The following is a 25,040-nucleotide window of genomic DNA, read 5'->3' as shown; positions in this document are numbered from 1 at the left end:
AGATGGCAATCACAGCAGCAATGGTTAAAGAACTGCGCGACGCAACCGGCGCAGGCATGATGGACGCAAAAAAAGCGCTGACCGAAACCGGCGGCAACATGGACGAAGCCGTTGACTGGCTGCGCACCAAAGGTCTGGCCAAAGCGGCCAAGAAATCGGGCCGTACCGCAGCAGAAGGTCTGGTTGCTGTTCACGTCAACGGTGGCAACGGTGTTGCAGTCGAAGTGAACTCGGAAACCGACTTCGTTGCGAAAAACGCCGAGTTCCAGGAAATGGTTGGCAAGATCGCTTACGCAGCCGAAGGCGTCGACAATGTCGAAGCGCTGCTGGCCGCTGATCTGGGTGGAAAATCCGTTGCCGACACCCTGACCGACAAGATCGCCACCATCGGCGAAAACATGTCGGTACGCCGTATGGCCAAGCTGTCGGGCGACACTGTTGTGTCCTACGTCCACAACGCAGCCACCAACGGCATGGGTAAAATCGGCGTTCTGGTCGCTCTGACCGGTGGCGACGAAGCGATCGGCAAGCAGGTTGCGATGCACATCGCTGCTGTGAACCCGGCAGCTCTGTCCGAGGCCGACATGGACCCGGCAGTTGTCGAGAAAGAAAAGCAGGTTCAGATGGACATCGCCCGCGAATCCGGCAAGCCGGAGCAGGTGATCGAGAAGATGATCGAAGGCCGCATGAAGAAATTCGTCGCGGAATCGACTCTGCTGAACCAGTCGTTCGTTGTGAACCCTGACCTGACCGTTGAAGCAGCGGCCAAAGAAGCGGGCGCAACCATCACCGGCTTCATCCGTCTGGAAGTTGGCGAAGGCATCGTGGTCGAAAAAGAAGACTTCGCAGCCGAAGTCGCCAAGGCGGCCCAAGGCTAAGCGACCATTCAGGGCCTCGTCAGAGGCCCGACACAACAAAAAAAACCGGTTACGCCCAGCGTAACCGGTTTTCTTTTTTTTGGCCAACGTCAGGCCGACGCAAACCAAGAGGAAGAAGGATGGAGGGCCCCGCATGATGGGGATGGTCGAGGCCCCCCAAATTTCCGACCTCGTGACGCGGACAAATAGGCGCCTCAGTGTCAGAGTGACCAGAGAGCTCTGAAATTGCAAAGGTCTGATCGATGTGTTCCCTGGCTAAAGCCACCACTCACGGAACAATATCAATCTGCAACTTTATCGCGTAAACCGGAAGTCATGATTTCCTTACCTAAGGTAAATTGACGCAGTTTAGCGTCAGAAATCAACAACATCAGGCCTCCATGATGAACATTTGGTTGTGTAGCGAGGCCTTGAGGACCGCTTGCGCCGTGGTTTCAACCGAAAGCGACTCGCGCGCGAGCCTCAGGTGCTTTTCCACGGTGGCCGAGGTCAGCCCCATCAACAGCGCAATGTCCTGAGTCGTCTTGCCATCCCCGACCCATTGCAGCGCCTCGCGCTGTCGTTTGGTCAGCGCCCGGTTCGGGGGATTGTAGGGCAGGGTCAGGATCTTGAGATGCGCCATGTTGTTCATCAACAGGATGTCTTCGCCATGCTCTGCCCAGATCTCGTCAACTTCATCTTGACTTGGCCCACCTTTTGCGGACAGCGAAATCGCACCCTTCGACCGCATTGAGACGGAATTGAAGCTAACCGTGTAGCCCGTCACTACGCCCATCGACTTGTTGAACTCAAAGACCTTGCGTTCCTGCGCCGTCATACGACCGCTGGACATCATGTCCTGGATCATCCGCCAACTGGCAGCGCCTTCGTTGTCCAGCGCCCATTTGAGCATCGGGGCATGGAAGTACAGTCCGCCCTTCAGAAAACCGTCCACGTAGTTGTGGCAGTGATTGGTCAGGATCACGAAATCCTCGGGGTCGCCCAGTGAGGTTTCGGTGCGGAACTGCGTATAGCCATAAATCAGCCGGTCAAAGCCATATTCGGCCATCTGCCGGCAATGCGCGTCCCACAACTCTTCCAGGGTTTTGGCGTAGCTTACGAAATGCAGGTATTCTTTCAGAGTCATCCGGCACCTCTTGACCCCAAATGGGCGGCCAGCGCGTCAAGCGCCAGAACATAGCTCTGCGCCCCGAACCCGCAAATCTGCCCCAGTGCTACCTTTGCGATATAAGACGTATGGCGAAAGGTTTCGCGGGCGTGGATGTTGGACAGATGAACTTCGACCATCGGAAGTTCGACAGAGGCGATCGCATCCATCAGCGCGATAGAGGTATGCGTATACGCACCCGCGTTAAGAACCAGACCGTCCTGCGCGCCCCGCGCCGCATGAATCGCGTCGATCAACGCGCCTTCGTGGTTGGATTGGAAATGCGTGACATTCAGGCCGATGGACGCACCATGTTCGACACACAAATCCTCGACCATCTGCAAGGTGGTGCTGCCGTAAACCTCGGGCTGGCGCGTGCCCAGCAAATTAAGGTTCGGACCATTCAAAACCAGAACGTTATTCATGTCTTTACTATCCCCATTACAGGTTCATAGACATGAATAGGCCAGATTGTCTACTGCGCTGTGTCGCATTGCAGCATAAGCGCCCCGGGCTGTGATCTTGTGCCGCTTGTTCAGCGCGAATTTCAGTCTGAACCGGGTGTGACGACCAGCTTTCCCAGAACCGAACGCCCGGCCAGCAGATCCAGCGCCTGTCCGGCTTTGGCCAGCGGGAATCGATCACTGATGCGCGGTTTGATGTGTCCCGCAGCATAGAGGCCAAACAACTCGGCAACATTTTCCGCGTGCCCCTTTGGGTCACGGAATACGGACGCGCCCCAGAATACTCCAACGACCTGACACCCTTTGAGCAAGGGCAGGTTCAACGGGATGTTCGGTATCCCTGCCGGGAAGCCGACAACCAGAAAGCGCCCGTTCCACGCCATACTGCGCAGGGCGGGCTCGGCAAAGGGTCCTCCGACCGCGTCATAGACGACATCCACACCATTTGGCCCGGCCAATGCTTTGATCTGGCCGGAGAAGTCCTTTTGCGCCTGCTTGTCCATGTCTTTCGGGTACACGATGGTCTCATCCGCGCCGACCTGACGACAAAACTCGGCCTTGTCCTGCGACGACACCGCCGCAATCACCCGCGCGCCCATGGCCTTACCCAACTCAATCGCGGCCGAACCGACGCCTCCGGCCGCGCCCAGAACCAAGAGTGTCTCGCCGGATTGCAGATGCGCGCGGTCTTTCAGGGCGTGGTACGAGGTGCCGTAGGTGAAAATGAAACAGGCGGCGTCCTCATACGGCATCTCGTCCGGAATCTTGATCGCCGTCGCAGCCTTGAGTGTCAGGTGCGTCGCAAATCCGCCGTGACCAGTCAGCGCCAGCACCCGATCACCCGGTTCAAATCCGGTGACGCCTTCACCGATGGCCAGAACCTCTCCGGCAATTTCTCCGCCGGGGGCAAAGGGGCGCGGGGGTTTCATCTGATAAAGATCGCGGATGATCAGCGTGTCGGGGAAGTTCACGCCAGCCGCTTTCACTTCGATCAACAGATCGCCTTTGCCGGGGGTTGGATCGGGCAGGGTGGTCAGTTCCAAAGTCTCGGGCCCGCCGGGCGCGACGCTGAGTAATGCTTGCATGTTGACCCTGATGTCTCTGTTATTCTGTCACAGGAAGCTTTGGTGCAGGATCATGTGTTGTCAACGGGCCATCCCCTTGGTTCCCGCAACGGCACCTGCCCACAGATGTCAGTGAGGAGCAGACCATGACCCCCGAGACCCTATTTTCGCTGCAAGGCAAAACCGCGCTGGTGACAGGTGGTGCAACCGGCATCGGGCGCATGGCGGCCGAAGCTTTGGTCAGGGCCGGGGCCCATGTCCTGATCGCCTCGCGCAAAGGCGATGCCTGCGCAGCAGTTGCCGAGGAGCTGAACGCGCTGGATTCACCGGGCAGCGCGGTTGGATTTGCCGGGGATCTGGGAAGCCAGGAAGGGATTGACGCGCTGGTTGCGGACATTAATGCGCGCACTGAACGCCTTGATATTCTTATGAATAACTCCGGCGTAAGCTGGGGCGCGCCAATGGGGCAGTTCCCGTATGACGCTTGGGACAAGGTCATGTCCGTCAACGTCGCTGGCATATTCGACCTGACCCAGAAACTGTTGCCCTTGCTGATGAAGTCCGGCACCGCCGAAGATCCTGCGCGGGTCGTCAATGTCGGCTCGGTCATGGGTGAGGTTCCGATGGGCGATGGGGCCTATAGCTATTCGGCGTCAAAGGCGGCCGTGCTGCACCTGACCAAAATCTTAGCGAAAGAGTTGTCGCCTTACCATGTCACCGTGAACGCCCTGGCCCCGGGGCCGTTTGTGTCGCGCATGACAGCTTTTGCCACAGCGGACGAAGATACCCGCGCAAAGGTCGGCAAATCCGTCCCTCTGGGCCGCGTGGGCCGGGACGAGGATATTGCGGGCTGTATGCTGTTTCTGTGCGGACGCGGTGGCAGTTACGTGACCGGTGCGGTTATCCCGGTGTCAGGTGGCATTAACGTTGTGACTGCCGGTAATATCTTTGAAGCTGCGTTCTAAGTGCGAGGGCCAGTTATGAGCACCGAAACCGATCTGGACCTGGATGCTGTCGACGCCTACCTGTCCCAACATCTGGCGGGGTATGAAGGCCCGCTGGACGCCACGAAATTCGCCATCGGCCAGTCGAACCCGACCTTCCGGTTGCGTACCCCAAAACAGTCGTACGTTTTGCGCCGCAAACCCCCGGGTGTGCTGCTGAAATCCGCCCATGCGGTGGATCGAGAGTTCCGGGTGCAACGCGCCCTTGCAGACAGCCGCGTTCCGGTGCCGCGCATGCTGTTACTGTGCGAGGATGATTCGGTGATCGGATCGGCCTTCTACTTAATGGAACATCTGGAAGGCCGGGTTTTTCTTGAGCCGCAGATGGAGGGTGAAAGCAACGAAACCCGCCGCGCGGTGATCGACGAAATGAACCGGGTTCTTGCCGAGTTGCATATGGTAGACATCGACGCCGCCGGCCTGTCTGATTATGGCCCGACGGGGAACTATTTCGAACGCCAGATCTCACGCTGGACCAAGCAATACCGCGCGTCCGAAACCGCGACCATTGCGGACATGGACAGGTTGATTGATGCGCTAGAGGCGTCACTTCCGCAGGATGATGGGCAGCGGACGCTGGTGCATGGTGATTATCGCATCGACAATTTGATGTTCGCCGCAGACGGTACCGACTGCATCGGTGTTCTGGATTGGGAATTGTCGACCATCGGCCATCCCTATGCAGATCTGGCCGCCGTGATCATGCAGTGGCAAATGCCTCCGGGAAAAGAGGGGCGCGGGCTGGCCGGAATCGACCGGGATGCACTGGGCCTGCCCAGCGATCGGGCCTTTGTCGCGCAATATTGCGAACGGCGCGGACTGCCGGGGATCGACAATTTCGGCTTCTACCTGGCCTTTAACTTCTTTCGGATGGCGGGGATTTTGCAGGGCGTCTACAAACGCGCTCTGGATGGCAACGCGTCCGATCCAAAGCGCGCCCAGGCGTTCGGAGCCTATGTTCCCATCTTCGCGCAACACGGGCTGGCCGCGCTGGAACGACGTTAGGTAGGGTCGTCAAGCATCTAATTTTTCAGAGAAAGTTCAAGATCGAGATTGGCAAGGCTGTTCTTGCCAAAAAACATCTCGGACCCAACGAACATACTGGGAACACCAAAGGCGCCCCGCCTGACGATGTCCTTGGTCTGCTCTTTCAGCAATTGCTTGGTCTCGGGCGCGGCGATGGCCTCGCGGATTTTGCGGACGGGCAGTTCGGCCTCGCGCAGGATCTCTGATAGTACATTCAGCTCATCGACCTTTTGACCATGCACCCAAATCGCATCAAATACTGCGTCTATATATTTGTTTTCCCATGGCTTTCCGGATGCAAAATACGCGCCGCGCATGGCGAATTTGGTGTTCACTGGAAAATGCGGGCTCATGTGAAAGCTTACGCCGCGACGGCGGGCAAAGCGATGCAGGTCATGGGTCAGATAGGATGATTTCTGACGGTTCTCTGAAAAAGCCTCGAACGGGCTTTGGTTATGCGTGGATTTGAAGATAACCGGCAACATCACCGGGACCGGCACGACCGTGGCCTTGTGCCCCTTGGCGATTTTCGGCAGCATTTTATACGCGAGAAACGCATTCGGGCTGCAAAAATCGTAAACGAAATCTATGGTTTGCGCCATGTCGGTACTCCAAAAGAAGGTGTCGGCAGATCTTTAGAACAGGCACGCAACGAATCTGCGACGGGGGCAGTCTTTCATAGAAAGTAATCGCTTATGGCCTGCACATTGCAAGGGACAAACTTCGCGTTGCTGGCATAGGGTGAGATCAGGCAGCTTTCAGACAGGTTCACCATGACATCCTTCGACCAAAACCGCCTGAACCGCATCCGCACCTGGATGGATCGGTATGTCACGCAGCGCAAATACGCGGGCAGCGCGTTTTTGCTGACACATCAAGGCACCGAGGTGTTCTTTCACACCTGCGGCCAGCGCAGTGTCGAAAACGATCTGCCGTTTCAGCGGGACACGCTGACCCGGATTTACTCGATGACCAAACCGATCACGTCGGTCGGGCTGATGATGCTGGCCGAGAAGGGGCTGTTCCACCTGGATGCGCCTCTGTCCGATTTTCTTCCGGAATTCAGTGGGATGCAGGCGCTTGTTCCCGGTGCCGAACGGCTGGATCAAACCGAGGATGCGCCGACGCCAACGCTTCATCAGTTGCTGACGCATACAAGCGGGTTCAGCTATCCGTTCAATCCAGGCCTTTTGCCCGAAGCGATGGATGAACAGGATCTGTTATTTAAGCCTAACCAAGGGATTTTGGCAGATCGTGTCCGTGATCTGGCCGCGTTTCCGCTGGCGTTTCAGCCCGGTACGCGGTGGGAATACTCGGTCAGCACGGATGTGTTGGGCCGCGTGATTGAAATCGTGTCCGGCCTGCCGCTGGATCGGTATTTCGCGCAAGAGATATCCGCACCACTTCAGATGACCGAAACCGGCTTTTCGGTTCCTCAAGGGGCAGGGGACCGGTTTGCCTCGCTCTACTCGCCCTTGTCCGGCGATGCCATGGCGCTGAACTTTGCCAAGCGGGGCACGGAAACTCTGCGCCTTGTGGATGAGGTCGGATCATCGCCCTTTGAACGCACGACCACATTTTCCGGCGGCGGCGGGTTGATCAGCACCATCGACGATTATGCGCGGTTTGTCGAAATGCTGCGCAATCGGGGGGCTTTTAACGGTCACCGTCTGCTGGGGCCGAAGACCGTAGACTTCATGCTTTGCAACCACTTACCGGGCGATATTGCCTCGATGGGTCCCAGCAGTTTTGCCGAACAACCGATGGAGGGGATGGGTTTTGGTCTGGGCGGATCGGTCGTCCTGAATCCGGGCAGGGTGCGTGTGCCGGGATCGGTCGGGGATTTCAGCTGGGGCGGCATGGCCTCGACCTATTTCTGGCTCGACCTGCAAAACGATCTTACAGCCGTGTTTTTTACGCAATTGTCGCCATCCAGTTCCTACCCGTCCCGGGCCGAGTTAAAGGCGCTGGTTCTGGCCGCCATGATTGAATGATCCGATACCGGCTGATACCCAAAGCACAATCACTTCCGGAGACAGGACCATGACCGAAGCCGAACGTATTCTTCTTGACCTTCTGGATATTGAACGGCTTGAGGTTGATCTGTTCCGGGGCACCGGGTCTGGCGGCGAAACCCCGACCCGCATCTTTGGCGGGCAGGTGATCGCCCAGGCCCTGGCCGCAGCCTATCGAACGGTTGAGGATCGGCTTTGCCACTCTTTGCACGCCTATTTCATTCGTCCCGGCGATCCGTCGATCCCTGTTATTTATCAAGTGGATAGAGCGCGGGATGGAGGCTCTTTTACAACTCGTCGGGTTGTTGCGGTTCAGCATGGGCGGCAAATTTTGAACATGTCGGCTTCGTTTCATGTTCAGGATGAAGGATGGGAACATCAGCATGCGATGCCCGCTCTGAACGGGCCAGAAACCTATCCGTCCCGTGCCGAGCTTCGGGGCAAATACCTGGACCGCGTTCCCGAGAGGCTTCGCAAGGAACTGATGCGCGAACGTCCTATCGAGGTGCGAGAGGTTGGGCATCTGGACCCGTTCAATCCGGCGGTGGCAGATGACCGCAACCAGATCTGGTTCCGCATGGGGGCCGCCGCAACCGCTGATGCCCGAACACAGCACCTGTTGCTGGCATATGCCTCGGATATGGGTCTGCTGAGTTCGGGAATGCGCCCGCATGGGCTAAGCTGGTTCACCGGACAGGTGAACGGCGCAAGCCTTGATCATACAATGTGGTTTCATGCGCCGGTGCGTTTCGAGAACTGGCATCTTTACGCGATGGATTCACCGTGGTCAGGGCAGGGACGTTCGTTCAATCGCGGCTCGATCTATTCGCAGGACGGAGTTTTGGTTGCGTCGGTCGCGCAGGAAGGTTTGATGCGCAAGCCACAGTCGAGGGTTTAGTTATCTTCCACAAACTGTTGATTTAACTTCCGCATTCCGATCAGCCAACGATCATAGTCGGCGGATTTGAGGCGGATGTAATCCAGAACCTGAGGGTGTGGCAGAACAAGAAACTGTTCGGCGCGAATGGCCTCGACACAGGCGTTTGCGACGTCTTCGGGTTCCAGCATTCCGTCTATGGCGGCGACCGAAGCCTCGTGCCCGCGCGTCATCTCGGACCGCACGGCCTGAGGGCACAGGACCGATACGCCCAGGCCTTTATGGCCATAGGTCAAGGACAACCATTCGGCAAATCCGACGGCTGCGTGTTTCGTGACCCCATACGGCGCTGCGCCCGGTTGGTTCAAAAGTCCGGCTGCTGAGGCCGTGATCAGCACATAGCCTTTGCCACGTTCGATCATGCGCGGCACCAGATGACGCGCCATCCAGACATGAGACATAACGTTGATGGTCCAGATCCTGTTCCAGTCGTCATCCGGAACATCCGGGCCGCCAAGCGTCAGGATGCCAGCATTTGCACAGAACAGATCTATCGGCGCGATCTCGCTTTCAACATGATCGATCAAAGCTTTGATCTGCGCTTCGCTGGACACATCACAGGGATAGGCATGGCCGCCGATACCAGCGGCAACGGCTTGTGCGGCTGCAAGATCAATGTCCGAACACACGACCGTTGCACCGTCCTGCGCAAACCGCTGAGCCAGACCTTTGCCAATGCCGCCAGCGGCGCCGGTTACAACAACTGTTTTTCCATTTAGATCCATGGGGCGTTTCCGATGTGGTTCAGTTATGTGCGCTAAGCGTAAGGCTTTGCAGTGTTTTCAAACTAAATTATTTTACATAATACTGATTATACGCTTACCAGAACACTGCTCTCACTGCCGCCAAACGCGCGGTTGGCGGCAGATTTGGGATTGGGCGCAAGGCTTAATAAAACGCCTGCAACCCCGTCTGAGCACGCCCCAGTATCAGCGCATGGACATCATGCGTGCCTTCGTAAGTATTCACGGTCTCCAGATTGACCATGTGGCGGATTACGTGGAACTCCAGCGAAATGCCGTTGCCGCCGTGCATGTCACGGGCCATGCGTGCAATGTCCAGCGCCTTGCCGCAGTTGTTGCGTTTCACAATCGACACCATCTCGGGCGCGGCCTCGGCCTGGTCCAACAAACGACCGACACGCAAGCTGGCCTGCAGGCCCAAGGCGATCTCGGTCTGCATATCCGCCAGTTTGCGCTGGAACAATTGCGTCTGAGCAAGCGGCTTGTCGAACTGCTTACGGTCCAGCCCATATTGACGCGCCGCGTGCCAACAGTGTTCCGCAGCCCCCATGACGCCCCAGCTGATGCCATAGCGGGCGCGGTTCAGACAGCCGAACGGACCTTTGAGGCCCTGAACATGCGGCAGCAACGCACCCTCGCCCACTTCAACGCCGTCCAAAACGATTTCACCGGTGATCGACGCGCGCAGGCTTAGTTTGTTTTGAATCTTCGGCGCGCTCAGACCTTTCAACCCTTTGTCCAGAACAAACCCGCGAATTTTGCCGTCATGCGCATCGGACTTGGCCCAGACCACGAATACATCCGCAATCGGAGCGTTGGAGATCCACATTTTGCTGCCGGTCAACCGGTAGCCACCGTCGATTTTCTCGGCCCGCGTTTTCATGCCTGCGGGATCCGAGCCTGCATCAGCTTCGGTCAGGCCAAAACAACCGATCCATTCGCCAGAAGCCAGTTTCGGCAGGTATTTTTGACGCTGTTCTTCGCTGCCGTAGGCATAGATCGGATACATGACCAGCGAGCTTTGCACCGACATCATCGAGCGATATCCGGAATCCACACGCTCAATCTCGCGCGCTACAAGGCCGTAGGACACGTAGTTGCCGCCCAAACCGCCGTATTCCTCCGGGATCGTGGTGCCCAGCAGGCCCATCTCACCCATCTCACAGAAAATCTCAGGATCGGTTTCTTCGTTCTGGTAAGCAGCGGTCACGCGCGGCAGCAGCTTTTCCTGAGCATAGGCCCGGGCGCTGTCGGTGATCATCCGTTCGTCTTCTTGCAGTTGGTCAGACAGGCGAAACGGGTCTTCCCACGAAAATTTACCCAGATCCGGCGCATCTTTTGCACGCAAGGTCGGTTTCGTTTGAGGCGCGTTCATTGTGCTTCTCCGCTTGATCAGATTTGCTGCACCCTAACGTGGGTCTGCCGCAATAAACAGCAAGAGTTTGGCACGTGTCCACAAGCAATTGTCATGGGCAGGAAACCGGTGTCCGAGGTCCCTGCCCTTGATGTGTTATCCCAAAGCGTAACCGGCGCCGCGCACAGTGCGCACAGGGTCTTCACCGCCATGTTGGGTCAATGCCTTGCGCAGCCGACCGATATGAACATCGACGGTCCGCGTATCGACATAGATGTCGCGGCCCCAGACCCGATCCAGCAGTTGCTCGCGGCTCCAGACGCGTCCCGGTTTTTCCATGAAGGTACTCAGCAGCCTGAACTCGGTCGGGCCCAGTTTCAGCGGCTTGCTGTCGCGGCTGACCTTATGCGTCTCGGAATCAAGAACAATGTCGTCGAACTCCAACAGGATGCCCACGGTCGCCGGACGCACGCGCCGCAATTGGGTGCGCACGCGGGCCATCAGTTCGACAACCGAATAAGGTTTGACAACATAGTCGTCTGCGCCCGTTTCAAGGCCGCGCACCTTGTCGACCTCTTCCGAGCGCGCCGACAGCATGATGATCGGGATCGAGCGGGTATCAGGCCGGGTTTTCAACCGCCGACAAACCTCGATCCCGCTGAGATTGGGCATCATCCAGTCCAGAACGATGATGTCGGGGCTGTCTTCATCCACCAGAAGCAATGCTTCGTCACCGCTGGCGGCTTTGGAAACCCGAAACCCTTCGGCCTCGAGGTTATATGCCAGCACTTCACGCTGGGCGAGTTCATCCTCGACAACCAGGACAGTTGGCTGATCTGCGGACATCTTCTGCGTCTCCTAGACGGTTTGCGACGTGGTGTCGGCCTTGGGCCGCGCTTCGGCCGGGCGTTCACCCGTGACCAGATAGACCACCTGCTCGGCAATCGAGGTAACGTGATCGCCCATCCGTTCAATATTCTTGGCGATGAAATGCAGGTGCATACAGGCCGAGATGTTGCGCGGGTCCTCGGCCATATAGGTCAGGAACTCGCGGAACAGGCCGTTATACATCTGGTCGACATCTTCATCGCGGTTAATGACGTCGGTCGCCAGTTCGGCATCGCGCTGGATATAGGCGTCCAGGGCGTCGCGCAGCATCCGTTCGACTTCGCGCGCCATGCGGCGCAGGGCGGCGGCACTGCCGTTGACCTCGCCTGCATCGACCAGAACCGTGGTACGCTTGGCGATGTTCTTGGCATAGTCACCGATTCGTTCGAGGTTGCCGGATACTTTCAGCACTGAAAGAACCAGACGCAGGTCGCTGGCTGTCGGCGCGCGCAGCGCGATCAGGCGGGCGGTTTCCTCATCGATCACCTCTTCCAGCGCGTCGATGGCCTTGTCACCCTGCCGCACTTCCTGCGCCAATTCCACGTCGCGGGATTCAAGCGAGCGGGCGGCGCTCATGATGGCGGCTTCGACCAGGCCGCCCATCTTCATGATATGCGCCTGGATGGCCTCAAGGTCACGATCGAAAGCAGATGCAATATGTTGTTCGCTCATATCGGTCATATCTGAATACCTGTGCTCAGCCGATGCGGCCTGTGATGTAGCTTTCCGTGCGCGGATCTACGGGGTTGGTGAAGATCTGACCGGTTTCTCCGAACTCGACCAGATTGCCCAGATGGAAGAACGCGGTTTTCTGGCTGACGCGCGCGGCCTGCTGCATCGAATGGGTGACGATCACCACCGAATACTGCGCGCGCAGTTCGTCGATCAGTTCCTCGACTTGCGCGGTCGCAATGGGGTCCAGCGCCGAGCATGGCTCGTCCATCAACAGAACTTCCGGCTCAGTCGCTACGGCGCGGGCGATGCACAGGCGCTGCTGCTGACCACCCGACAGGCCGGTGCCCGGGGCATCGAGACGGTCTTTGACCTCATCCCAGATCGCACCGCGGCGCAGGGATTTCTCAACGATCTCATCCAGTTCCGCCCGGTTCTTGGCCAAACCGTGGATGCGCGGACCATAGGCTACGTTATCATAGATCGACTTGGGAAACGGGTTCGGTTTCTGGAACACCATGCCGACCTTGGCGCGCAGCTGCACCGGATCGACGCGTTTGTCATAGATGTCTTCGCCATCCAGTTTGAAACTACCCTTAACGCGCGCCACGTCGATTGTGTCGTTCATCCGGTTCAGGCAGCGCAGAAAGGTGGACTTACCGCAGCCCGACGGGCCGATGAACGCGGTGACGGTTTTGTCTTCGATATCGACATTCACATCTTTGATGGCGTGGGTGTCGCCGTAGTAGACTTGGCAGTCCCGGCACTCCAGCTTGATTTCATTGGTGTCCACTTGTCTCTCCACTCGCGACATGTCGTTCATAGTATAGCCCCTTTTTACCAGCGGCGTTCAAAGCGGCGGCGCAGGATGATTGCAATGATGTTCATGGTCAGCAGGAACATCAGCAGAATGATGATCCCGCCCCAGGCCTTTTCGTAGAAACCCACATCGGCACGGGCGGCCCAGGTGTAGATCTGGGCGGGCATGGCCGAGTTTGCCTCGGTAAACCCGGCAAGGAAGCCGTCGGGGTAGCCACGGGCCACAAAGCCCACCATCCCGATCAGCAGCAGCGGGGCGGTTTCCCCCAAAGCCTGCGCCAAACCGATGATGGTTCCGGTCAGGATGCCGGGTGCAGCCAGCGGCAGAACGTGGTGGAACACCGCCTGCATTTTCGAGGCCCCTACCCCAAGCGCCGCGTCACGGATCGACGGAGGAACCGCCTTCAGCGACGCGCGGGTCGAGATAATGATCGTCGGCAATGTCATCAGCGTCAGCACCAGACCACCGACCAGCGGGGCCGATTGCGGCAGGTGCATGAACTGGATGAACACAGCCAGACCGAGGATACCGAACACAATCGACGGAACAGCGGCGAGGTTCGAGATATTTACCTCGATCAGATCGGTAAACTTGTTCTGCGGCGCGAATTCTTCCAGATAGATCGATGCCGCCACACCAATCGGCAGGGACAGGCCCAGAACGACCAGCATCATGAAGAACGAACCCACGACCGAGGCGCCGATACCAGCACCGCCGGGGTTGTCCACGCCCGAGTCTGCGCCGGTGATGAAGGGCCAGTTGAAGACCTGCTTGATGATCCCGGCCTCTTCCAGCGCATCCACCAGATCCAGGTCGCTTTTCTGAAGGAAGCGGCTGTCCTGAATGCTGTCGCGCGACACTCGGCCCTTGTAGTATCCGTCCACCCGGCTGGACGCTGCCAGATCAAACTCAACCGGTTGGCCCAACTGATCCGGGTTGTCCGCATAGAACGTCCGAATGGTTCCGCCGACTTTACCCAGAAGACGCTCAATCGCGGCCTCGTCGAAATCGACCTCAAGTCCGCTTTCATCCAGCTCTTTGTTCAAGGCCGCGATGAACAGGTCAGAATAGGCCTTGGTCTTGAACAAGGTGCTTTCGGCTTCTTCCTGTTCCTGCTCGGTCAGTGTGAATTCCACGCTGACAACGGTCCGGGTAAAGGCCGGGATCCCTTCGGACAGGATCGAGGCGAACAGGACGAGCAGAAAGAACAGGCCGGTGGCAATGGCCACGATCCCATAGGCGCGAAAGCGTTTTTCGGCATTGGCACGTTTGCGGGTATGTGCGTCTGACGCCGTGAGCGACACAGATTTGCGACGCGGCTCAGAGGTTTGCATGCTTGCGTCGGTCATTCGTACTGCTCCCGGTACTTGCGCACGATGTAAAGGGCAAAGACGTTCAGGCCCAGCGTGACAACGAACAGTGTCATGCCAAGCGCAAAGGCAACCAGCGCTTCGGGCGAGGCAAAATCTGCATCACCGGTCAGCTGGCTTACGATTTTCGCGGTGACGGTTGTCATCGCCTCAAAAGGGTTCAGGCTAAGCCGCGCTGCGGCCCCTGCCCCCAGAACCACGATCATGGTCTCACCAATGGCGCGCGAGGCTGCCAGCAGGATGGCCCCCACGATCCCCGGCAATGCGGCAGGCAGAACCACCTGACGAATGGTCTCGGACTGCGTGGCACCCAATCCATAGGACCCGTCGCGCATCGCTTGTGGCACGGCGTTGATGATGTCGTCTGACAAGGATGAGACAAACGGGATCAGCATGATGCCCATGACCAGACCGGCGGTCATCACAGCCGTACCGGCTTTCATCCAGCCCAAACCTTCATCGCCGAAGACACCCAGAAGCATCGGGCCAACAGTCAGCAGGGCGAAAAGGCCGTAGACGATGGTCGGGATACCGGCCAGAACTTCGAGCAGCGGCTTGGCAATCGAACGAACGGCGGGCGAGGCATATTCGCTGAGGTAAATCGCAGCGAACAGGCCAATCGGCACCGCCACCAGCAAGGCAACGACCGAGATATACAGCGTGCCCCACAGCAGCGGCAGGATGCCAAGATCCGACGCGCCACCCCGACCCGAAAAGCTGGGGGCCCAGGTGGTGCCAAAGAAGAAATCAGAGGCGGGGTATAGTCGGAAGAACTCCCACGTATTGAAGACCAGTGACAGAACGATGCCAACGGTTGTCAGGATGGCGATGGACGCGGCGGCCAGTAGCAAAACGCGGACGCCCTGCTCAACCACATTTCGCGCGCGATAGCTGGCATTGGTTTGCACCAGGCTGACGGCTGCCCCTGCCAGTGCAACAAGGATCACAGCGATCGTCATCACCAGATAGCCGCTTGCATTCATCACGCGATAGCGTTGCGCGGCTTGAAGAACCGGTTGCGTGATGGTCGATGTCACAACCTGCCCGGCGTCTTTCAAAAGTTGCGTGATGTCGGCGACATCCGCGCTTGGGTTTTGGGCGACAGCCTCGTCCAGCTGACCCTGAGTGATGGCGGCATCCAGCCCCGACGCGGTACGGCGCACTTCGGCCATGACCAGCCCGCGCGACGAGCCTTCCTGAATGGCCGAGTCCGGGATCATCCCAGAGATCTGAGAGTTCACGAATAACGGCTGCGCCAGCAGCCACACGATCAACAACCCAAAGGCAGGTATGACCACCTTCAGCGCGACATTGGCACCGTAAAAGGACGGAAGGGAATGCAGTTCCCGACTGTCGCCCCCGGCGCTTTGCAAGGCGCGAGACCGCCCCAACACATAACCGACTGCCGCAATCGCCAAGACAATCAGAAAAAGCCAAATTATCGGCATAACGCCCCCACAGGTCTTGATCGGGAAGAGAAGAAACATGGGGGCGGCACAGAATGCCGCCCCCCGCAAATCATATCGAAGGGGGCTTAGCTGCCCGAACCCATGGTGACTTCGTTGGCAATCGCTTCCTGAGTTTTGGACAGCTCAGGGTCAGCAACCAGACCATAGTTGGCCAGCGGGCTCGACGGGCCAGCAATTTCGTCAGCGGTGAAGAACTGAGCGTATTCTTTCAGGCCGGGGATCACGCCGATATGGGCTTTCTTCACGTAGAAGAACAGCGGACGCGACACAGGGTATTCACCGGTCGAGATGGTCTCGGTCGACGGTGCGATACCGGACATGGTCGCAACTTTCAGCTTGTCGGTGTTGTTCTCGTAGAACGCCAGACCAAAGACGCCGATGCCGTTCGGGTTGGTGTCGATACGGGCCAGGGTTTCGGTGTAGTCGCCGTCGATGTCGACCGACTTGCCATCGGTGCGCACGTCCAGACATGCATCTTCGGCATCATCTTCGCTCATGCCGCCTGCAACCATGGCTTCCATTGCACCGGTTGCTTCACAGCCGATCAGCAGAACTTTTTCTTCGAACACTTCACGGGTGCCGTGCTTGGTGCCCGGAATGAAACCGGCGATTTCAACGTCAGGCAGGTCGCCGTTGAACTCGGCCCAGGTGTTGTAGGGGTTGTCGACGATCTCACCGTCTTTCAGAACCTTCGCGCCTAGGGCATTGAAGATGTCTGCAGGCTCAAACGCTGTGAAGGCAGGGCCAGACTGCTGGCTTGCGAAAACGATGCCGTCATAGCCGATGCGGACTTCCATGATGTCGGTCACGCCGTTTTCGGCACAGGCTTTGATTTCTTTTTCGCGGATGGCGCGCGATGCGTTTGCAACGTCGATGGTGTTTTCGCCAACGCCCTCACAGAAACGCTTCAGGCCCGCCGAAGAACCGCCCGATTCGACAACGGGTGTCGGGAAATCGGTGTTTTCACCAAACAGTTCAGCAACGATCGAGGCATAAGGCAGAACGGTCGACGAACCGGCAACCTGTACGTTGTCACGAGCTGCAGCAGTGGTTGCCGAGACGGCAGCGATTGCCAGCGCAGATGCCGACAGTTTTACAAAGGACATTTCAGTCTCCCTGAAAAGTAGAACTTGATCACCCCCATGATGATCTTGCGGGCACGTTTAAGTGAGGTGCGTAAGCCTTTTGTGACAGGTATGTAACAGCTTTATGACAGTCGTTATGAAAACTGAGTGACGTGACGCAAAGCTGCCATGCGCCGTTTACATACCGGCGGGTTCAACCGCGGACCCAGTCATTACCGTGGTAAAATAACAGTAAAGACCGATCCCTTGCCCAGATCGCTTTCCACGCGTAACCGCCCCCTGTGGCGATTGACGATGTGCTTTACAATCGCCAACCCCAACCCGGTTCCACCCAATTGACGCGAGCGGTGGCTGTCGGCGCGATAGAATCGCTCGGTCAGGCGTGGCAGGTGCACCGCGTCGATGCCCGGGCCTTTGTCCACGATCTGAACCCGGACCGCCGGGCCGCGCATGGCTGTGTCACGCTCGGACGGGACAATGCGCACTTCGACACTGCCGCCGCTGCCGCCATATTTGATGGCGTTCTCGATCAGGTTCGTGAACACTTGCCGCAACTGGTCGCTGTCACCGATCAATGACACCGGGTCCTGCGGCGCGTTCAAATTCAGGACGACACTGGCATCCTCGGCCAAGGGTTTCAGCGAGTTCAGCGTCGACTGCAAAAGCCCCGTCAGTTCCAGCTGTTCCTTGGGGCGCACCCTCTCTTCACTTTCCACACGGTTGAGCGACAGCAGATCGCCAACAAGCCTGTTCATCCGGTTCGCCTCATCCGTCATGATCTGAAGAAACCGATCCCGCGCCGCTGCGTCCTCGCGCGCGGGGCCGCGCAGGGTTTCAATAAAGCCCATCAGCGCCGTAAGGGGCGTGCGCAATTCGTGGCTGACATTTGCGACGAAGTCACGGCGCATCTGGCTGGCCTGTTCCAGATGGGTAATGTCCTGAAAGATGGCCAGAACCGCCCCGCCCGAGACGGCACCGACACCGTTCATATAGCGGCACTGAACTTCGAACGTCGTATCCTGCGCGCCGTCATTGGACAGATGCCGGGTTTTGCTGGGCCCTTTGCTGCGCAGGCTCTGCTCCATCGCGTCAATCACCTGCGGTTGGCGCAAGATGGTCGCGAAATGCCGACCTTGCATATTTTGCCCCAGCAGCGTGCGGGCATCGGTATTTGCGGCGATGATGCGCTCGGTCTGATCTACCATCAGCGCGGGCATCGGAATGGCCGACACTATTTCCGTAAGCAGGTCTTCTGACATCGGCTGATTCCGTACTTGTCCCGATCTGTCAGGACACAGGTCTCATGGTTTCGCGAAATTTGCGCATGTTATGCTGATAGTGCAGCGCGCTGAACGTGATCCGCTGGGCCGAGGTATCATCCAACTGGCGCACAACCTTGCCCGGTGATCCCATGACCAGCGAATTGTCCGGGATTTCCTTGTTCTCGGTAATCAGGGCCCCTGCCCCGATCAGGCAATTCTTCCCGATCTTTGCCCCGTTCAGAACAATTGCGCCCATACCGATCAGAGTGTTTTCACCGATGGTGCAGCCATGCAGCATGACCTTGTGACCAATGGTGCAGTTCGCCCCGATGGTCAGCGGGTAACCCGCATCGATATGCATGACACAGTTTTCCTGAACGTTGCTGCCTGCGCCCACCCGAATCTCTTCATGATCGGCCCGGATTGTGCAGCCGAACCAGACCGAGGCCCCCTGTTCCAACACAACCTTGCCGATCAGATTGGCATCCGGCGCGACCCAGGTGTCTTCATGGATTTCGGGCGCGTGTTCACCCAGGGCGTAAATGGTCATGACAGGGCCTCGAATTCGTTTTGCAAATTGCGGACGTGGTCTTGAAGCTTCGGCTGCTGAATGCGGCGCATCCGTTCGGCGCTGACGATGGTTTTCAGCTTTTCCTCGGTCGCGTCCAGATCATCATTGACCAGAACATAGTCGTAATAGCCCCAATGGCTGATCTCATCCCAGCTTTTCAGCATCCGCTTTGCGATTACGTCTTCGCTGTCCTGACCCCGGCCTTCCAGACGGCGGCGCAGTTCGGGGATCGAGGGCGGCAGGATGAAGATCGACAACGCGTGTTTGCCAAGGTCCGAATTGCGGATCTGAACTTCACCCTGCCAATCGACATCGAACAGCACGTCCTTGCCTGCATCGATCGACTCGCGCACCGGGCCAGCGGGGGAGCCGTAAAAATTGCCGAATACATGCGCATGTTCCAGCATCTGGCCGTTGGCGACCTGCTGTTTGAACTCATCCTCGGTCTGAAAATAATACTCGCGCCCGTGTTCTTCGCCCGGGCGCGGGGCGCGGGTTGTGGCCGAGATCGAGAATTCAAGGCCGGTGTCCCAGGCCATCAGCCGGCGGGCCAAAGTGGATTTGCCCGCGCCGGATGGCGAAGACAGGATGATAAGTAGCCCGCGGCGATCTGCCATTTCAGTTTTTCCTATTTTCATTCAACATTCTGCACCTGCTCGCGCATCTGATCGATCACGGCTTTGAGTTCCAGCCCGACCGACGTCAGCTCCGCGCTTTGTGCCTTGGAGCATAGGGTATTGGTCTCGCGATTGAACTCCTGCATCAGAAAGTCCAGCTTGCGCCCCACGGCCCCGTCCTGCGCCAGCAGATCACGCGCGGCGGCAACATGGGCGGTCAGGCGGTCAATCTCTTCCGTGATGTCGGCCTTGACCGCGATCAGCGCCAGTTCCTGCGCCACCCGATCCGGATCAGCCCCCTGCGCATTTTCCAAGACCCGCGCAAGGTTGTCGCGCAGGGCGTCTGCCATCTTGTCCTTGCGCTGTTCGGCCAGATCGGCAGCCTGCGTTGTCAGGGCTTCAACCTGATCCAGTTGAGCGCGCAGGATCTGGGCCAGCGCCTCCCCCTCGGTCCGGCGCATGTCGATGAAAGCCGCCAACAGGGGCGCAAACTCGGATGTCAGATGCGCAACCAGAGGCGCGGGATCATCGGCTTCGGTGCCTGCGTCCATCATCCCCTTCAGGGCCAGTAAATCGGTCGCCGTGGATGGGGCTAAGGCAATCCCCTTGGCCTGAGCCATCTCTTGCGTCTGCTGCAAGGCGTCCAGCGCCGCAGCCATTGCGGTTGCGTTCAGGGCCAGATCGGGTTGCGATTCATCCCGGCTGAGGCGCATCGACAGGGTCACGTTGCCCCGGCTCAGCGATTTGGACAGGGTGGCGCGCAGCGCAGCCTCAAGCCCGGTCAGCCAGTCCGGCACACGGATGCGCATGTCCAGGCCCTTACCGTTGACGCTACGCAGCTCCCAACTCCAGCTATGCGGGCCAAACTCCCCCGTCCCCGAGGCGAACCCGGTCATGGATCTGATCATGACTGCCCTTTCTGTCCCACACGTCTTTTTCTTGTCTGCCGCACCTAATGCCATTGGCTGGTCCAGAGCAAGAGTTTGCTCAACACGCAATTCATCCGCAGAAGTTAACCATTCGTTAAAGAATTCCTCCAAAATTGTATTAACCCGTGTCAATTTGGCCGTAGCACAGGCTGTCGGGCCGCGAATGCCCCCGATGCACTGCATTTTAGAAAATTGCGATCAATTGACGGTAGGGTGATGGTAATGAAAACCTTTTTCGGGACTGGCTCCGGCTCAGAATTTGGAAAGATCGTCGCAATGGATCGCTTTGACAGTGGACGCTCTCTTTCGCCGATCCGTCAGGCCGAGGCGTATTGGACCGCGTTGCTTTCGGAAGACGGTGTGCCCATGCGGTCGCAGATTGACCCGCGTGGATTGGAAAACGTTCTGCAATACACGTTCATTCTGGAACGCATCGCGCCCGGTCTGGCCCGGTTCCGGCTGGCGGGCACACATCTGAACCAGCTTGCCGGTATGGAAGTGCGCGGTATGCCGTTCACCGCCTTTTTCGAAGCTGATTCCCGGCCCAAGGTCAAAGACACGCTGGAACAGGTGTTTTCGGCCCCCGCAACGGCCGAGATGGGGCTTGTGTCCGGCGGAGGGTTCGGTCGCGCCCGCCTGCAGGCCCGTTTGATCCTGTTGCCGTTGAAAAGCGATCTGGGCGATGTCAGCCGGATCATGGGCGTCATGCTTTGCGATGGCACTATCGGCCCTACTCCGCGCCGCTTCACGATCTCGGACCAGCGTATCAAGCCGGTCTCCGAGTTGCAGACCCCAGCGGCACCTGCGGCCAGAAAATCCGCAGGCTTTGCCGAAGATCAGGCCGGATTCAAACCGGCGGCAAGCCATCTGCGGCTGGTTGTTTCCAGAGACGACTAACGAAAAACGGCGAGCCATTGGCCCGCCGTTTCGCATTCATATCTGCCGTGTTCAGCCTGCGGCGCGTTTCGAGCCGTTCCGGCGCAGGTTGGTCAGTTCTTCTGCCACCAGGAAAGCCAGTTCCAGCGACTGCGACGCATTCAGGCGCGGATCACAGGCGGTATGGTAGCGGTCGGACAGGTCTTCTTCCGTCACGGCCCGCACGCCGCCGGTGCATTCGGTCACATCCAGACCTGTCATCTCGAAATGCACGCCGCCGGGAATGGTGCCTTCGGCCTGATGCACACCGAAGAAGTCGCGCACCTCGCGCAGGACGGAATCGAACGGACGTGTCTTATAGCCTGTGGCCGACTTGATCGTGTTGCCATGCATCGGGTCGCAGACCCAAGTGACCTTGGCCCCTTCTTCCTTCACGGCCTTGACCAGACGCGGCAGATGCTCGCCTGCCTTACCAGCCCCGAAGCGTGCGATCAGGGTCAGGCGACCCTCTTCGTTTTCGGGGTTCAGCTTGGCCATCAGAACCTTGAGGTCTTCGGCAGTTGTTGTCGGGCCACATTTCAAACCGATCGGGTTCTGAACGCCCCGGCAGAATTCCACATGCGCACCGTCAGGCTGACGGGTGCGGTCGCCGATCCAGATCATGTGACCCGAGCCAGCCAGCCAGTTGCCCGAGGTGGAATCCAGACGCGTCAGCGCCTCTTCATATTCCAGCAGCAGACCTTCGTGGCTTGTGTAGAATTCAACGGTCGAGAATTCATGCGTGGTATCCGCCGTGATCCCAGCGGCATCCATGAAGTCGATGGTGTCCTGAATGCGGTCGGCAATCTCGGAGTATTTCTGCACGTCCTGCTCGTCCGTGAACCCAAGGGTCCACGAGTGAACGCGGCTCATATCCGCGAAACCGCCGGTCGAGAAGGCGCGCAACAGGTTCAGCGTCGCCGCCGCCTGCGTGTAGGCCTGAAGCATCTTGGCCGGATTCGGAATCCGCGCCTCAGGGGTGAACGCCAGTTCATTGATGATGTCGCCGCGGTAGCTGGGCAGTTCCACGCCATCCACAACCTCGGTCGGCGCGCTGCGCGGTTTGGCAAACTGGCCCGCCATGCGGCCCACCTTGACCACTGGAACCTTGGCACCATAGGTCAGAACCATCGCCATCTGCAGCATCACCTTGAACGTGTCACGGATCGCATCCGCGCTGAATTGTTCAAAGCTTTCAGCGCAATCCCCGCCCTGCAGCAGGAAGGCCTCGCCGCGACCGGCGGCACCCAGATGTTGCTTTAGACGCCGCGCTTCGCCCGCAAAGACCAGCGGGGGATACTGCGAAAGCTGAGCCTCGACTTTGGCCAGCGCGGCCGCGTCGGTATAGTCTGGCATCTGAACCCGGGGCTTGTTGCGCCAGTTCGATTTTTGCCATTCGGTCATAGCGTTGATCTCCGCTGAAGTGTTCAGGTCGCTTCTATACAAAATGCATTGCAGAGTGACCATATCCCATTTGCGCCTCTTGACGCCGGAAACAAGCTTTGAGCATGGTGTCTGGCAAATCACACGCGACGTGGGTTCAGCCGTCGTGGATTCGGGGAAACAACAGCCATGCAAGAGCAACGCCAAGTTGTCACAGTGGACGGCGGGTCGGATAAGCCTGTCAATTTCGTATTCATTTTGCTGGACAAGTTCTCGCTTTTGTCGTTCGCGTCTGCGCTGGACAGCCTGCGCATTGCCAACCGAATGGCCGGGCGCGAGATCTATAGCTGGTCGTTGGTCGGCGAAGGCGGCGAACTGGTGTCGTGTTCCGCCGGAACAACATTCAAGCTCGATTCGGACCTTGAAGAGCTACATCGCGACGATTTGATCCTGGTGTGCGGCGGGGTGGACGTTCAAGCTTCGACGACCAAGAAGGTTCTGAACTGGCTGCGGCGCGAGGCGCGCAAGGGTCTGAAGATTGGCGGTCTTTGCACCGCCGCCTATACGCTGGCCAAGGCCGGATTACTGGATGACAAGCGGGCGACGATCCACTGGGAAAACGCCGACAGCTTTTCAGAAGAATTCGACGCGGTCGAATTGACCAAATCCGTGTTCATCGTGGACGGCAACCGCATGACAACGGCAGGCGGTACATCCTCGATCGATCTGATGCTGAAGCTTATTGCGGATGATTACGGCGAGGAACTGGCCAACGCGGTGGCGGACCAGATGATCTATTCCTCGATCCGCACCGATCAGGACACCCAGCGCCTGTCCACCCCGACCCGGATCGGGGTGCGGCACCCAAAGCTGAGCCAGGTCATCCTGATGATGGAGAAAAACACGGAAGAGCCGATTTCGCCCTCGATCCTTGCCAAAGATGTCGGCATGTCGACCCGCCAGCTGGAACGCCTGTTCCGCCGGTATCTGAGCCGGTCTCCCAAGCGGTATTACATGGAGCTGCGCCTTCACAAAGCGCGTAACCTGCTGATGCAGACCGATATGAGTGTTATCAACGTGGCCTTGGCCTGCGGCTTTGCCTCACCCAGTCATTTTTCGAAATGCTACCGCGCGCATTACAACACCACGCCTTATCGCGAACGCGGCTCGCAAAGTGGGCGGCTGTCGATCTGATTAGCCGGGTGTGAGCCTGTAAACAGCGCCCTGCCCGACAGAAATGAACCAGATCGATCCGTCCGGTCCTTGAACAATGTCGCGGACGCGTTCGGTTTCCGGGCCTTTGATCTGTTCAACCTCGCGCAGGGGTGAGCCGGACAGGCGTGCGATGTAGTCGAACTTGAGCGAACCTACGAAAATGTCGCCTTTCCATTGCGGGAACATGTCACCGGAATAAACCAGCAGGCCCGATGGCGCGATTGAGGGGTCCCAAAAGAGCGCCGGTTGCTCCAGACCCGGTTTTGACGTCCCCTCTCCGATTTTCTGACCGGAATAATGGGTGCCGTACGAGATCACGGGCCAGCCATAATTCTTACCCGGTTGAACCAGATTGACCTCATCCCCGCCGCGCGCGCCGTGTTCGGACACCCATAATGTTCCGCGCGCATCCAGACCGGCCCCTTGCGGGTTTCTGTGGCCATAGGACCAGATTTCTGGTCGAACACCGGATTGCCCGACAAACGGATTGTCCGCAGGAACCGAACCATCGCGGTTGATCCGAATGACCGACCCCATATGGGTGCTGGTGTCCTGCGCCGAAGGCCGGTCGCCCCGGTCTCCGATGGTAATGAACAGGGTCCCGTCCTGCGCCTCGACCACGCGCGAGCCGAAATGGCGACCGCCAGAGCCGCCCGGTTCGGCCTCGAACACGACCCTGACATTGGTCAGCTTGTCCCCACGCTCGGAAAGGCGCGCAACGGCCATTGCGGTTCCCGCGCCGCCTGATTGCGGTTTGGAGAAGGTCAGAAAAATCTCTCGGCTGCGGTTAAAGTCGCGGGGAATGGTGACATCCAGCAAACCGCCCTGCCCCGAGGCAGCGACTTTTGGCACGCCCGATACATTCCGGGCCGCGCCATCAGACACATGGATCAGCGCGCCATCCCGCTCGGTCACCAGATAGCTGCCGTCGGGCAGAAGACCCAGCGCCCAGGGCGTATCCAGCCCGCCCAACATCTTTGTAGCCCGAACCGGGCCGTCGGCTGTCTGCAATGTCTGGGCATAAGCCACACCGCCGGACCAGATCAGAACGAAAAACGCGAAAAGCCGGATCATATGTGACCTCCATCAGTTGGGGTTCAGTCGTCAGGGCAAGCCGATACGTCAAACAGATAGGTGCGCTTTGTCAAAAAGCAGGACCTCTATAAGACTTTTCTTTTCCCGATAGCTTGCCTAGGGTCGTGCCCAGTTAGA

25 protein-coding genes are annotated in these 25,040 nt (G+C 58.4%); 7 read left to right on the top strand and 18 right to left on the bottom strand.

Annotated features, from left to right (window positions below; genetic code table 11):
• The first annotated feature begins 2 nt into the window (after positions 1-2).
• Positions 3-878, top strand: coding sequence for a translation elongation factor Ts (gene tsf / locus ACR0AC_RS08000; protein WP_170450697.1), 876 nt, complete (start codon positions 3-5; stop codon positions 876-878).
• Positions 879-1,248: 370 nt separating this feature from the next.
• Here tsf and ACR0AC_RS07995 read toward each other — a convergent pair whose 3' ends face one another.
• From ACR0AC_RS07995 to ACR0AC_RS07985, 3 genes are all read right to left on the bottom strand, one after another.
• The gene (locus ACR0AC_RS07995; protein ID WP_170518593.1) at positions 1,249-2,004 is read right to left on the bottom strand and encodes a LuxR family transcriptional regulator; all 756 of its coding nucleotides are present in this window, start codon (positions 2,002-2,004) and stop codon (positions 1,249-1,251) included.
• Entirely contained in the window at positions 2,001-2,450 is a 450-nt protein-coding gene (gene aroQ / locus ACR0AC_RS07990) for a type II 3-dehydroquinate dehydratase (RefSeq protein ID WP_170450693.1), read from the bottom strand. Before aroQ ends, ACR0AC_RS07995 begins: the two co-directional genes overlap by 4 nt.
• Before the next feature lie 122 nt (positions 2,451-2,572).
• Entirely contained in the window at positions 2,573-3,574 is a 1,002-nt protein-coding gene (locus ACR0AC_RS07985) for an NADPH:quinone oxidoreductase family protein (protein ID WP_480872724.1), read from the bottom strand.
• 125 nt (positions 3,575-3,699) lie between these two features.
• On the opposite strand from ACR0AC_RS07985, the gene ACR0AC_RS07980 reads away from it, so the two are divergent.
• Both ACR0AC_RS07980 and ACR0AC_RS07975 read left to right on the top strand, forming a co-directional pair.
• A complete protein-coding gene (locus ACR0AC_RS07980; protein WP_480626010.1) occupies positions 3,700-4,518 on the top strand; it encodes an SDR family oxidoreductase in 819 nt (272 codons plus the stop codon).
• A gap of 15 nt (positions 4,519-4,533) precedes the next feature.
• Positions 4,534-5,562, top strand: coding sequence for a phosphotransferase family protein (locus ACR0AC_RS07975; protein WP_480872722.1), 1,029 nt, complete (start codon positions 4,534-4,536; stop codon positions 5,560-5,562).
• A 17-nt stretch (positions 5,563-5,579) separates the two neighbouring features.
• Here ACR0AC_RS07975 and ACR0AC_RS07970 read toward each other — a convergent pair whose 3' ends face one another.
• Positions 5,580-6,185, bottom strand: coding sequence for a 2-hydroxychromene-2-carboxylate isomerase (locus ACR0AC_RS07970; protein ID WP_170450686.1), 606 nt, complete (start codon positions 6,183-6,185; stop codon positions 5,580-5,582).
• 171 nt (positions 6,186-6,356) lie between these two features.
• On the opposite strand from ACR0AC_RS07970, the gene ACR0AC_RS07965 reads away from it, so the two are divergent.
• Both ACR0AC_RS07965 and ACR0AC_RS07960 read left to right on the top strand, forming a co-directional pair.
• On the top strand, positions 6,357-7,577 hold the full coding sequence (locus ACR0AC_RS07965; protein WP_480872719.1) for a serine hydrolase domain-containing protein: 1,221 nt from the start codon (positions 6,357-6,359) through the stop codon (positions 7,575-7,577).
• Between the two features lie 49 nt (positions 7,578-7,626).
• Positions 7,627-8,496, top strand: a complete 870-nt coding sequence (locus ACR0AC_RS07960; protein ID WP_170450682.1) for an acyl-CoA thioesterase — start codon at positions 7,627-7,629, stop codon at positions 8,494-8,496.
• On the opposite strand, the gene ACR0AC_RS07955 is transcribed toward ACR0AC_RS07960, so the two are convergent.
• The 12 genes from ACR0AC_RS07955 to ACR0AC_RS07900 all read right to left on the bottom strand — a co-directional run bounded on the left by ACR0AC_RS07955 (position 8,493) and on the right by ACR0AC_RS07900 (position 20,294).
• The gene (locus ACR0AC_RS07955; RefSeq protein ID WP_170450680.1) at positions 8,493-9,260 is read right to left on the bottom strand and encodes an SDR family oxidoreductase; all 768 of its coding nucleotides are present in this window, start codon (positions 9,258-9,260) and stop codon (positions 8,493-8,495) included. The two genes, ACR0AC_RS07960 and ACR0AC_RS07955, sit on opposite strands and share 4 nt — an antisense overlap.
• A 163-nt stretch (positions 9,261-9,423) precedes the next feature.
• Complete coding sequence (locus tag ACR0AC_RS07950; RefSeq protein ID WP_170450678.1) at positions 9,424-10,653, bottom strand: acyl-CoA dehydrogenase; 1,230 nt, start codon at positions 10,651-10,653, stop codon at positions 9,424-9,426.
• Positions 10,654-10,788: 135 nt separating this feature from the next.
• Positions 10,789-11,478, bottom strand: coding sequence for a phosphate regulon transcriptional regulator PhoB (phoB, locus tag ACR0AC_RS07945; protein ID WP_170450676.1), 690 nt, complete (start codon positions 11,476-11,478; stop codon positions 10,789-10,791).
• Positions 11,479-11,490: 12 nt separating this feature from the next.
• Positions 11,491-12,192, bottom strand: coding sequence for a phosphate signaling complex protein PhoU (gene phoU / locus ACR0AC_RS07940; RefSeq protein ID WP_170450675.1), 702 nt, complete (start codon positions 12,190-12,192; stop codon positions 11,491-11,493).
• 25 nt (positions 12,193-12,217) lie between these two features.
• Complete coding sequence (gene pstB, locus ACR0AC_RS07935) at positions 12,218-13,006, bottom strand: phosphate ABC transporter ATP-binding protein PstB (RefSeq protein WP_480872849.1); 789 nt, start codon at positions 13,004-13,006, stop codon at positions 12,218-12,220.
• A 23-nt stretch (positions 13,007-13,029) separates the two neighbouring features.
• Positions 13,030-14,361 carry a phosphate ABC transporter permease PstA gene (gene pstA, locus ACR0AC_RS07930; protein ID WP_170450671.1) on the bottom strand — a complete coding sequence of 444 codons (1,332 nt, stop codon included), beginning with the start codon at positions 14,359-14,361 and terminating at the stop codon, positions 13,030-13,032.
• Positions 14,358-15,830, bottom strand: coding sequence for a phosphate ABC transporter permease subunit PstC (pstC, locus tag ACR0AC_RS07925; protein WP_170519766.1), 1,473 nt, complete (start codon positions 15,828-15,830; stop codon positions 14,358-14,360). The genes pstA and pstC overlap by 4 nt, the downstream gene beginning before the upstream one ends.
• Positions 15,831-15,916: 86 nt before the next feature.
• Positions 15,917-16,957 carry a substrate-binding domain-containing protein gene (locus ACR0AC_RS07920; RefSeq protein ID WP_170518623.1) on the bottom strand — a complete coding sequence of 347 codons (1,041 nt, stop codon included), beginning with the start codon at positions 16,955-16,957 and terminating at the stop codon, positions 15,917-15,919.
• A gap of 191 nt (positions 16,958-17,148) precedes the next feature.
• Positions 17,149-18,195 (bottom strand): ATP-binding protein, encoded by a 1,047-nt coding sequence (locus ACR0AC_RS07915; protein ID WP_170450665.1) that lies wholly within the window; start codon positions 18,193-18,195, stop codon positions 17,149-17,151.
• 28 nt (positions 18,196-18,223) lie between these two features.
• Entirely contained in the window at positions 18,224-18,748 is a 525-nt protein-coding gene (locus ACR0AC_RS07910) for a gamma carbonic anhydrase family protein (protein ID WP_480872715.1), read from the bottom strand.
• On the bottom strand, positions 18,745-19,386 hold the full coding sequence (gene gmk / locus ACR0AC_RS07905; protein WP_480872713.1) for a guanylate kinase: 642 nt from the start codon (positions 19,384-19,386) through the stop codon (positions 18,745-18,747). The genes ACR0AC_RS07910 and gmk overlap by 4 nt, the downstream gene beginning before the upstream one ends.
• Positions 19,387-19,403: 17 nt before the next feature.
• Positions 19,404-20,294, bottom strand: coding sequence for a YicC/YloC family endoribonuclease (locus tag ACR0AC_RS07900; RefSeq protein WP_480872711.1), 891 nt, complete (start codon positions 20,292-20,294; stop codon positions 19,404-19,406).
• Between the two features lie 297 nt (positions 20,295-20,591).
• On the opposite strand from ACR0AC_RS07900, the gene ACR0AC_RS07895 reads away from it, so the two are divergent.
• The gene (locus ACR0AC_RS07895; protein ID WP_480872710.1) at positions 20,592-21,212 is read left to right on the top strand and encodes a PAS domain-containing protein; all 621 of its coding nucleotides are present in this window, start codon (positions 20,592-20,594) and stop codon (positions 21,210-21,212) included.
• Between the two features lie 51 nt (positions 21,213-21,263).
• Here ACR0AC_RS07895 and ACR0AC_RS07890 read toward each other — a convergent pair whose 3' ends face one another.
• A complete protein-coding gene (locus ACR0AC_RS07890; protein WP_170450655.1) occupies positions 21,264-22,634 on the bottom strand; it encodes a class II 3-deoxy-7-phosphoheptulonate synthase in 1,371 nt (456 codons plus the stop codon).
• A gap of 168 nt (positions 22,635-22,802) precedes the next feature.
• On the opposite strand from ACR0AC_RS07890, the gene ACR0AC_RS07885 reads away from it, so the two are divergent.
• Positions 22,803-23,807, top strand: a complete 1,005-nt coding sequence (locus ACR0AC_RS07885; RefSeq protein WP_170450653.1) for a GlxA family transcriptional regulator — start codon at positions 22,803-22,805, stop codon at positions 23,805-23,807.
• Here ACR0AC_RS07885 and ACR0AC_RS07880 read toward each other — a convergent pair whose 3' ends face one another.
• Positions 23,808-24,902: a PQQ-dependent sugar dehydrogenase gene (locus ACR0AC_RS07880; RefSeq protein ID WP_170450651.1), complete on the bottom strand. Its 1,095-nt coding sequence runs from the start codon at positions 24,900-24,902 to the stop codon at positions 23,808-23,810.
• Positions 24,903-25,040: the final 138 nt, after the last annotated feature.

This window comes from Ruegeria sp. H7, assembly GCF_056532945.1.
Note: the sequence above shows the minus strand (reverse complement) of the source record. Positions and strands in the feature narration are given on the sequence as shown.

Coding starts and splice junctions, on each gene's coding strand:
- tsf (WP_170450697.1), top strand. CDS start 3: ATGGCAATCACAGCAGCAATGGTTAAAGAACTGCGCGACGCAACCGGC.
- ACR0AC_RS07995 (WP_170518593.1), bottom strand. CDS start 2,004: ATGACTCTGAAAGAATACCTGCATTTCGTAAGCTACGCCAAAACCCTG.
- aroQ (WP_170450693.1), bottom strand. CDS start 2,450: ATGAATAACGTTCTGGTTTTGAATGGTCCGAACCTTAATTTGCTGGGC.
- ACR0AC_RS07985 (WP_480872724.1), bottom strand. CDS start 3,574: ATGCAAGCATTACTCAGCGTCGCGCCCGGCGGGCCCGAGACTTTGGAA.
- ACR0AC_RS07980 (WP_480626010.1), top strand. CDS start 3,700: ATGACCCCCGAGACCCTATTTTCGCTGCAAGGCAAAACCGCGCTGGTG.
- ACR0AC_RS07975 (WP_480872722.1), top strand. CDS start 4,534: ATGAGCACCGAAACCGATCTGGACCTGGATGCTGTCGACGCCTACCTG.
- ACR0AC_RS07970 (WP_170450686.1), bottom strand. CDS start 6,185: ATGGCGCAAACCATAGATTTCGTTTACGATTTTTGCAGCCCGAATGCG.
- ACR0AC_RS07965 (WP_480872719.1), top strand. CDS start 6,357: ATGACATCCTTCGACCAAAACCGCCTGAACCGCATCCGCACCTGGATG.
- ACR0AC_RS07960 (WP_170450682.1), top strand. CDS start 7,627: ATGACCGAAGCCGAACGTATTCTTCTTGACCTTCTGGATATTGAACGG.
- ACR0AC_RS07955 (WP_170450680.1), bottom strand. CDS start 9,260: ATGGATCTAAATGGAAAAACAGTTGTTGTAACCGGCGCCGCTGGCGGC.
- ACR0AC_RS07950 (WP_170450678.1), bottom strand. CDS start 10,653: ATGAACGCGCCTCAAACGAAACCGACCTTGCGTGCAAAAGATGCGCCG.
- phoB (WP_170450676.1), bottom strand. CDS start 11,478: ATGTCCGCAGATCAGCCAACTGTCCTGGTTGTCGAGGATGAACTCGCC.
- phoU (WP_170450675.1), bottom strand. CDS start 12,192: ATGAGCGAACAACATATTGCATCTGCTTTCGATCGTGACCTTGAGGCC.
- pstB (WP_480872849.1), bottom strand. CDS start 13,006: ATGTCGCGAGTGGAGAGACAAGTGGACACCAATGAAATCAAGCTGGAG.
- pstA (WP_170450671.1), bottom strand. CDS start 14,361: ATGACCGACGCAAGCATGCAAACCTCTGAGCCGCGTCGCAAATCTGTG.
- pstC (WP_170519766.1), bottom strand. CDS start 15,830: ATGCCGATAATTTGGCTTTTTCTGATTGTCTTGGCGATTGCGGCAGTC.
- ACR0AC_RS07920 (WP_170518623.1), bottom strand. CDS start 16,957: ATGTCCTTTGTAAAACTGTCGGCATCTGCGCTGGCAATCGCTGCCGTC.
- ACR0AC_RS07915 (WP_170450665.1), bottom strand. CDS start 18,195: ATGTCAGAAGACCTGCTTACGGAAATAGTGTCGGCCATTCCGATGCCC.
- ACR0AC_RS07910 (WP_480872715.1), bottom strand. CDS start 18,748: ATGACCATTTACGCCCTGGGTGAACACGCGCCCGAAATCCATGAAGAC.
- gmk (WP_480872713.1), bottom strand. CDS start 19,386: ATGGCAGATCGCCGCGGGCTACTTATCATCCTGTCTTCGCCATCCGGC.
- ACR0AC_RS07900 (WP_480872711.1), bottom strand. CDS start 20,294: ATGATCAGATCCATGACCGGGTTCGCCTCGGGGACGGGGGAGTTTGGC.
- ACR0AC_RS07895 (WP_480872710.1), top strand. CDS start 20,592: ATGGATCGCTTTGACAGTGGACGCTCTCTTTCGCCGATCCGTCAGGCC.
- ACR0AC_RS07890 (WP_170450655.1), bottom strand. CDS start 22,634: ATGACCGAATGGCAAAAATCGAACTGGCGCAACAAGCCCCGGGTTCAG.
- ACR0AC_RS07885 (WP_170450653.1), top strand. CDS start 22,803: ATGCAAGAGCAACGCCAAGTTGTCACAGTGGACGGCGGGTCGGATAAG.
- ACR0AC_RS07880 (WP_170450651.1), bottom strand. CDS start 24,902: ATGATCCGGCTTTTCGCGTTTTTCGTTCTGATCTGGTCCGGCGGTGTG.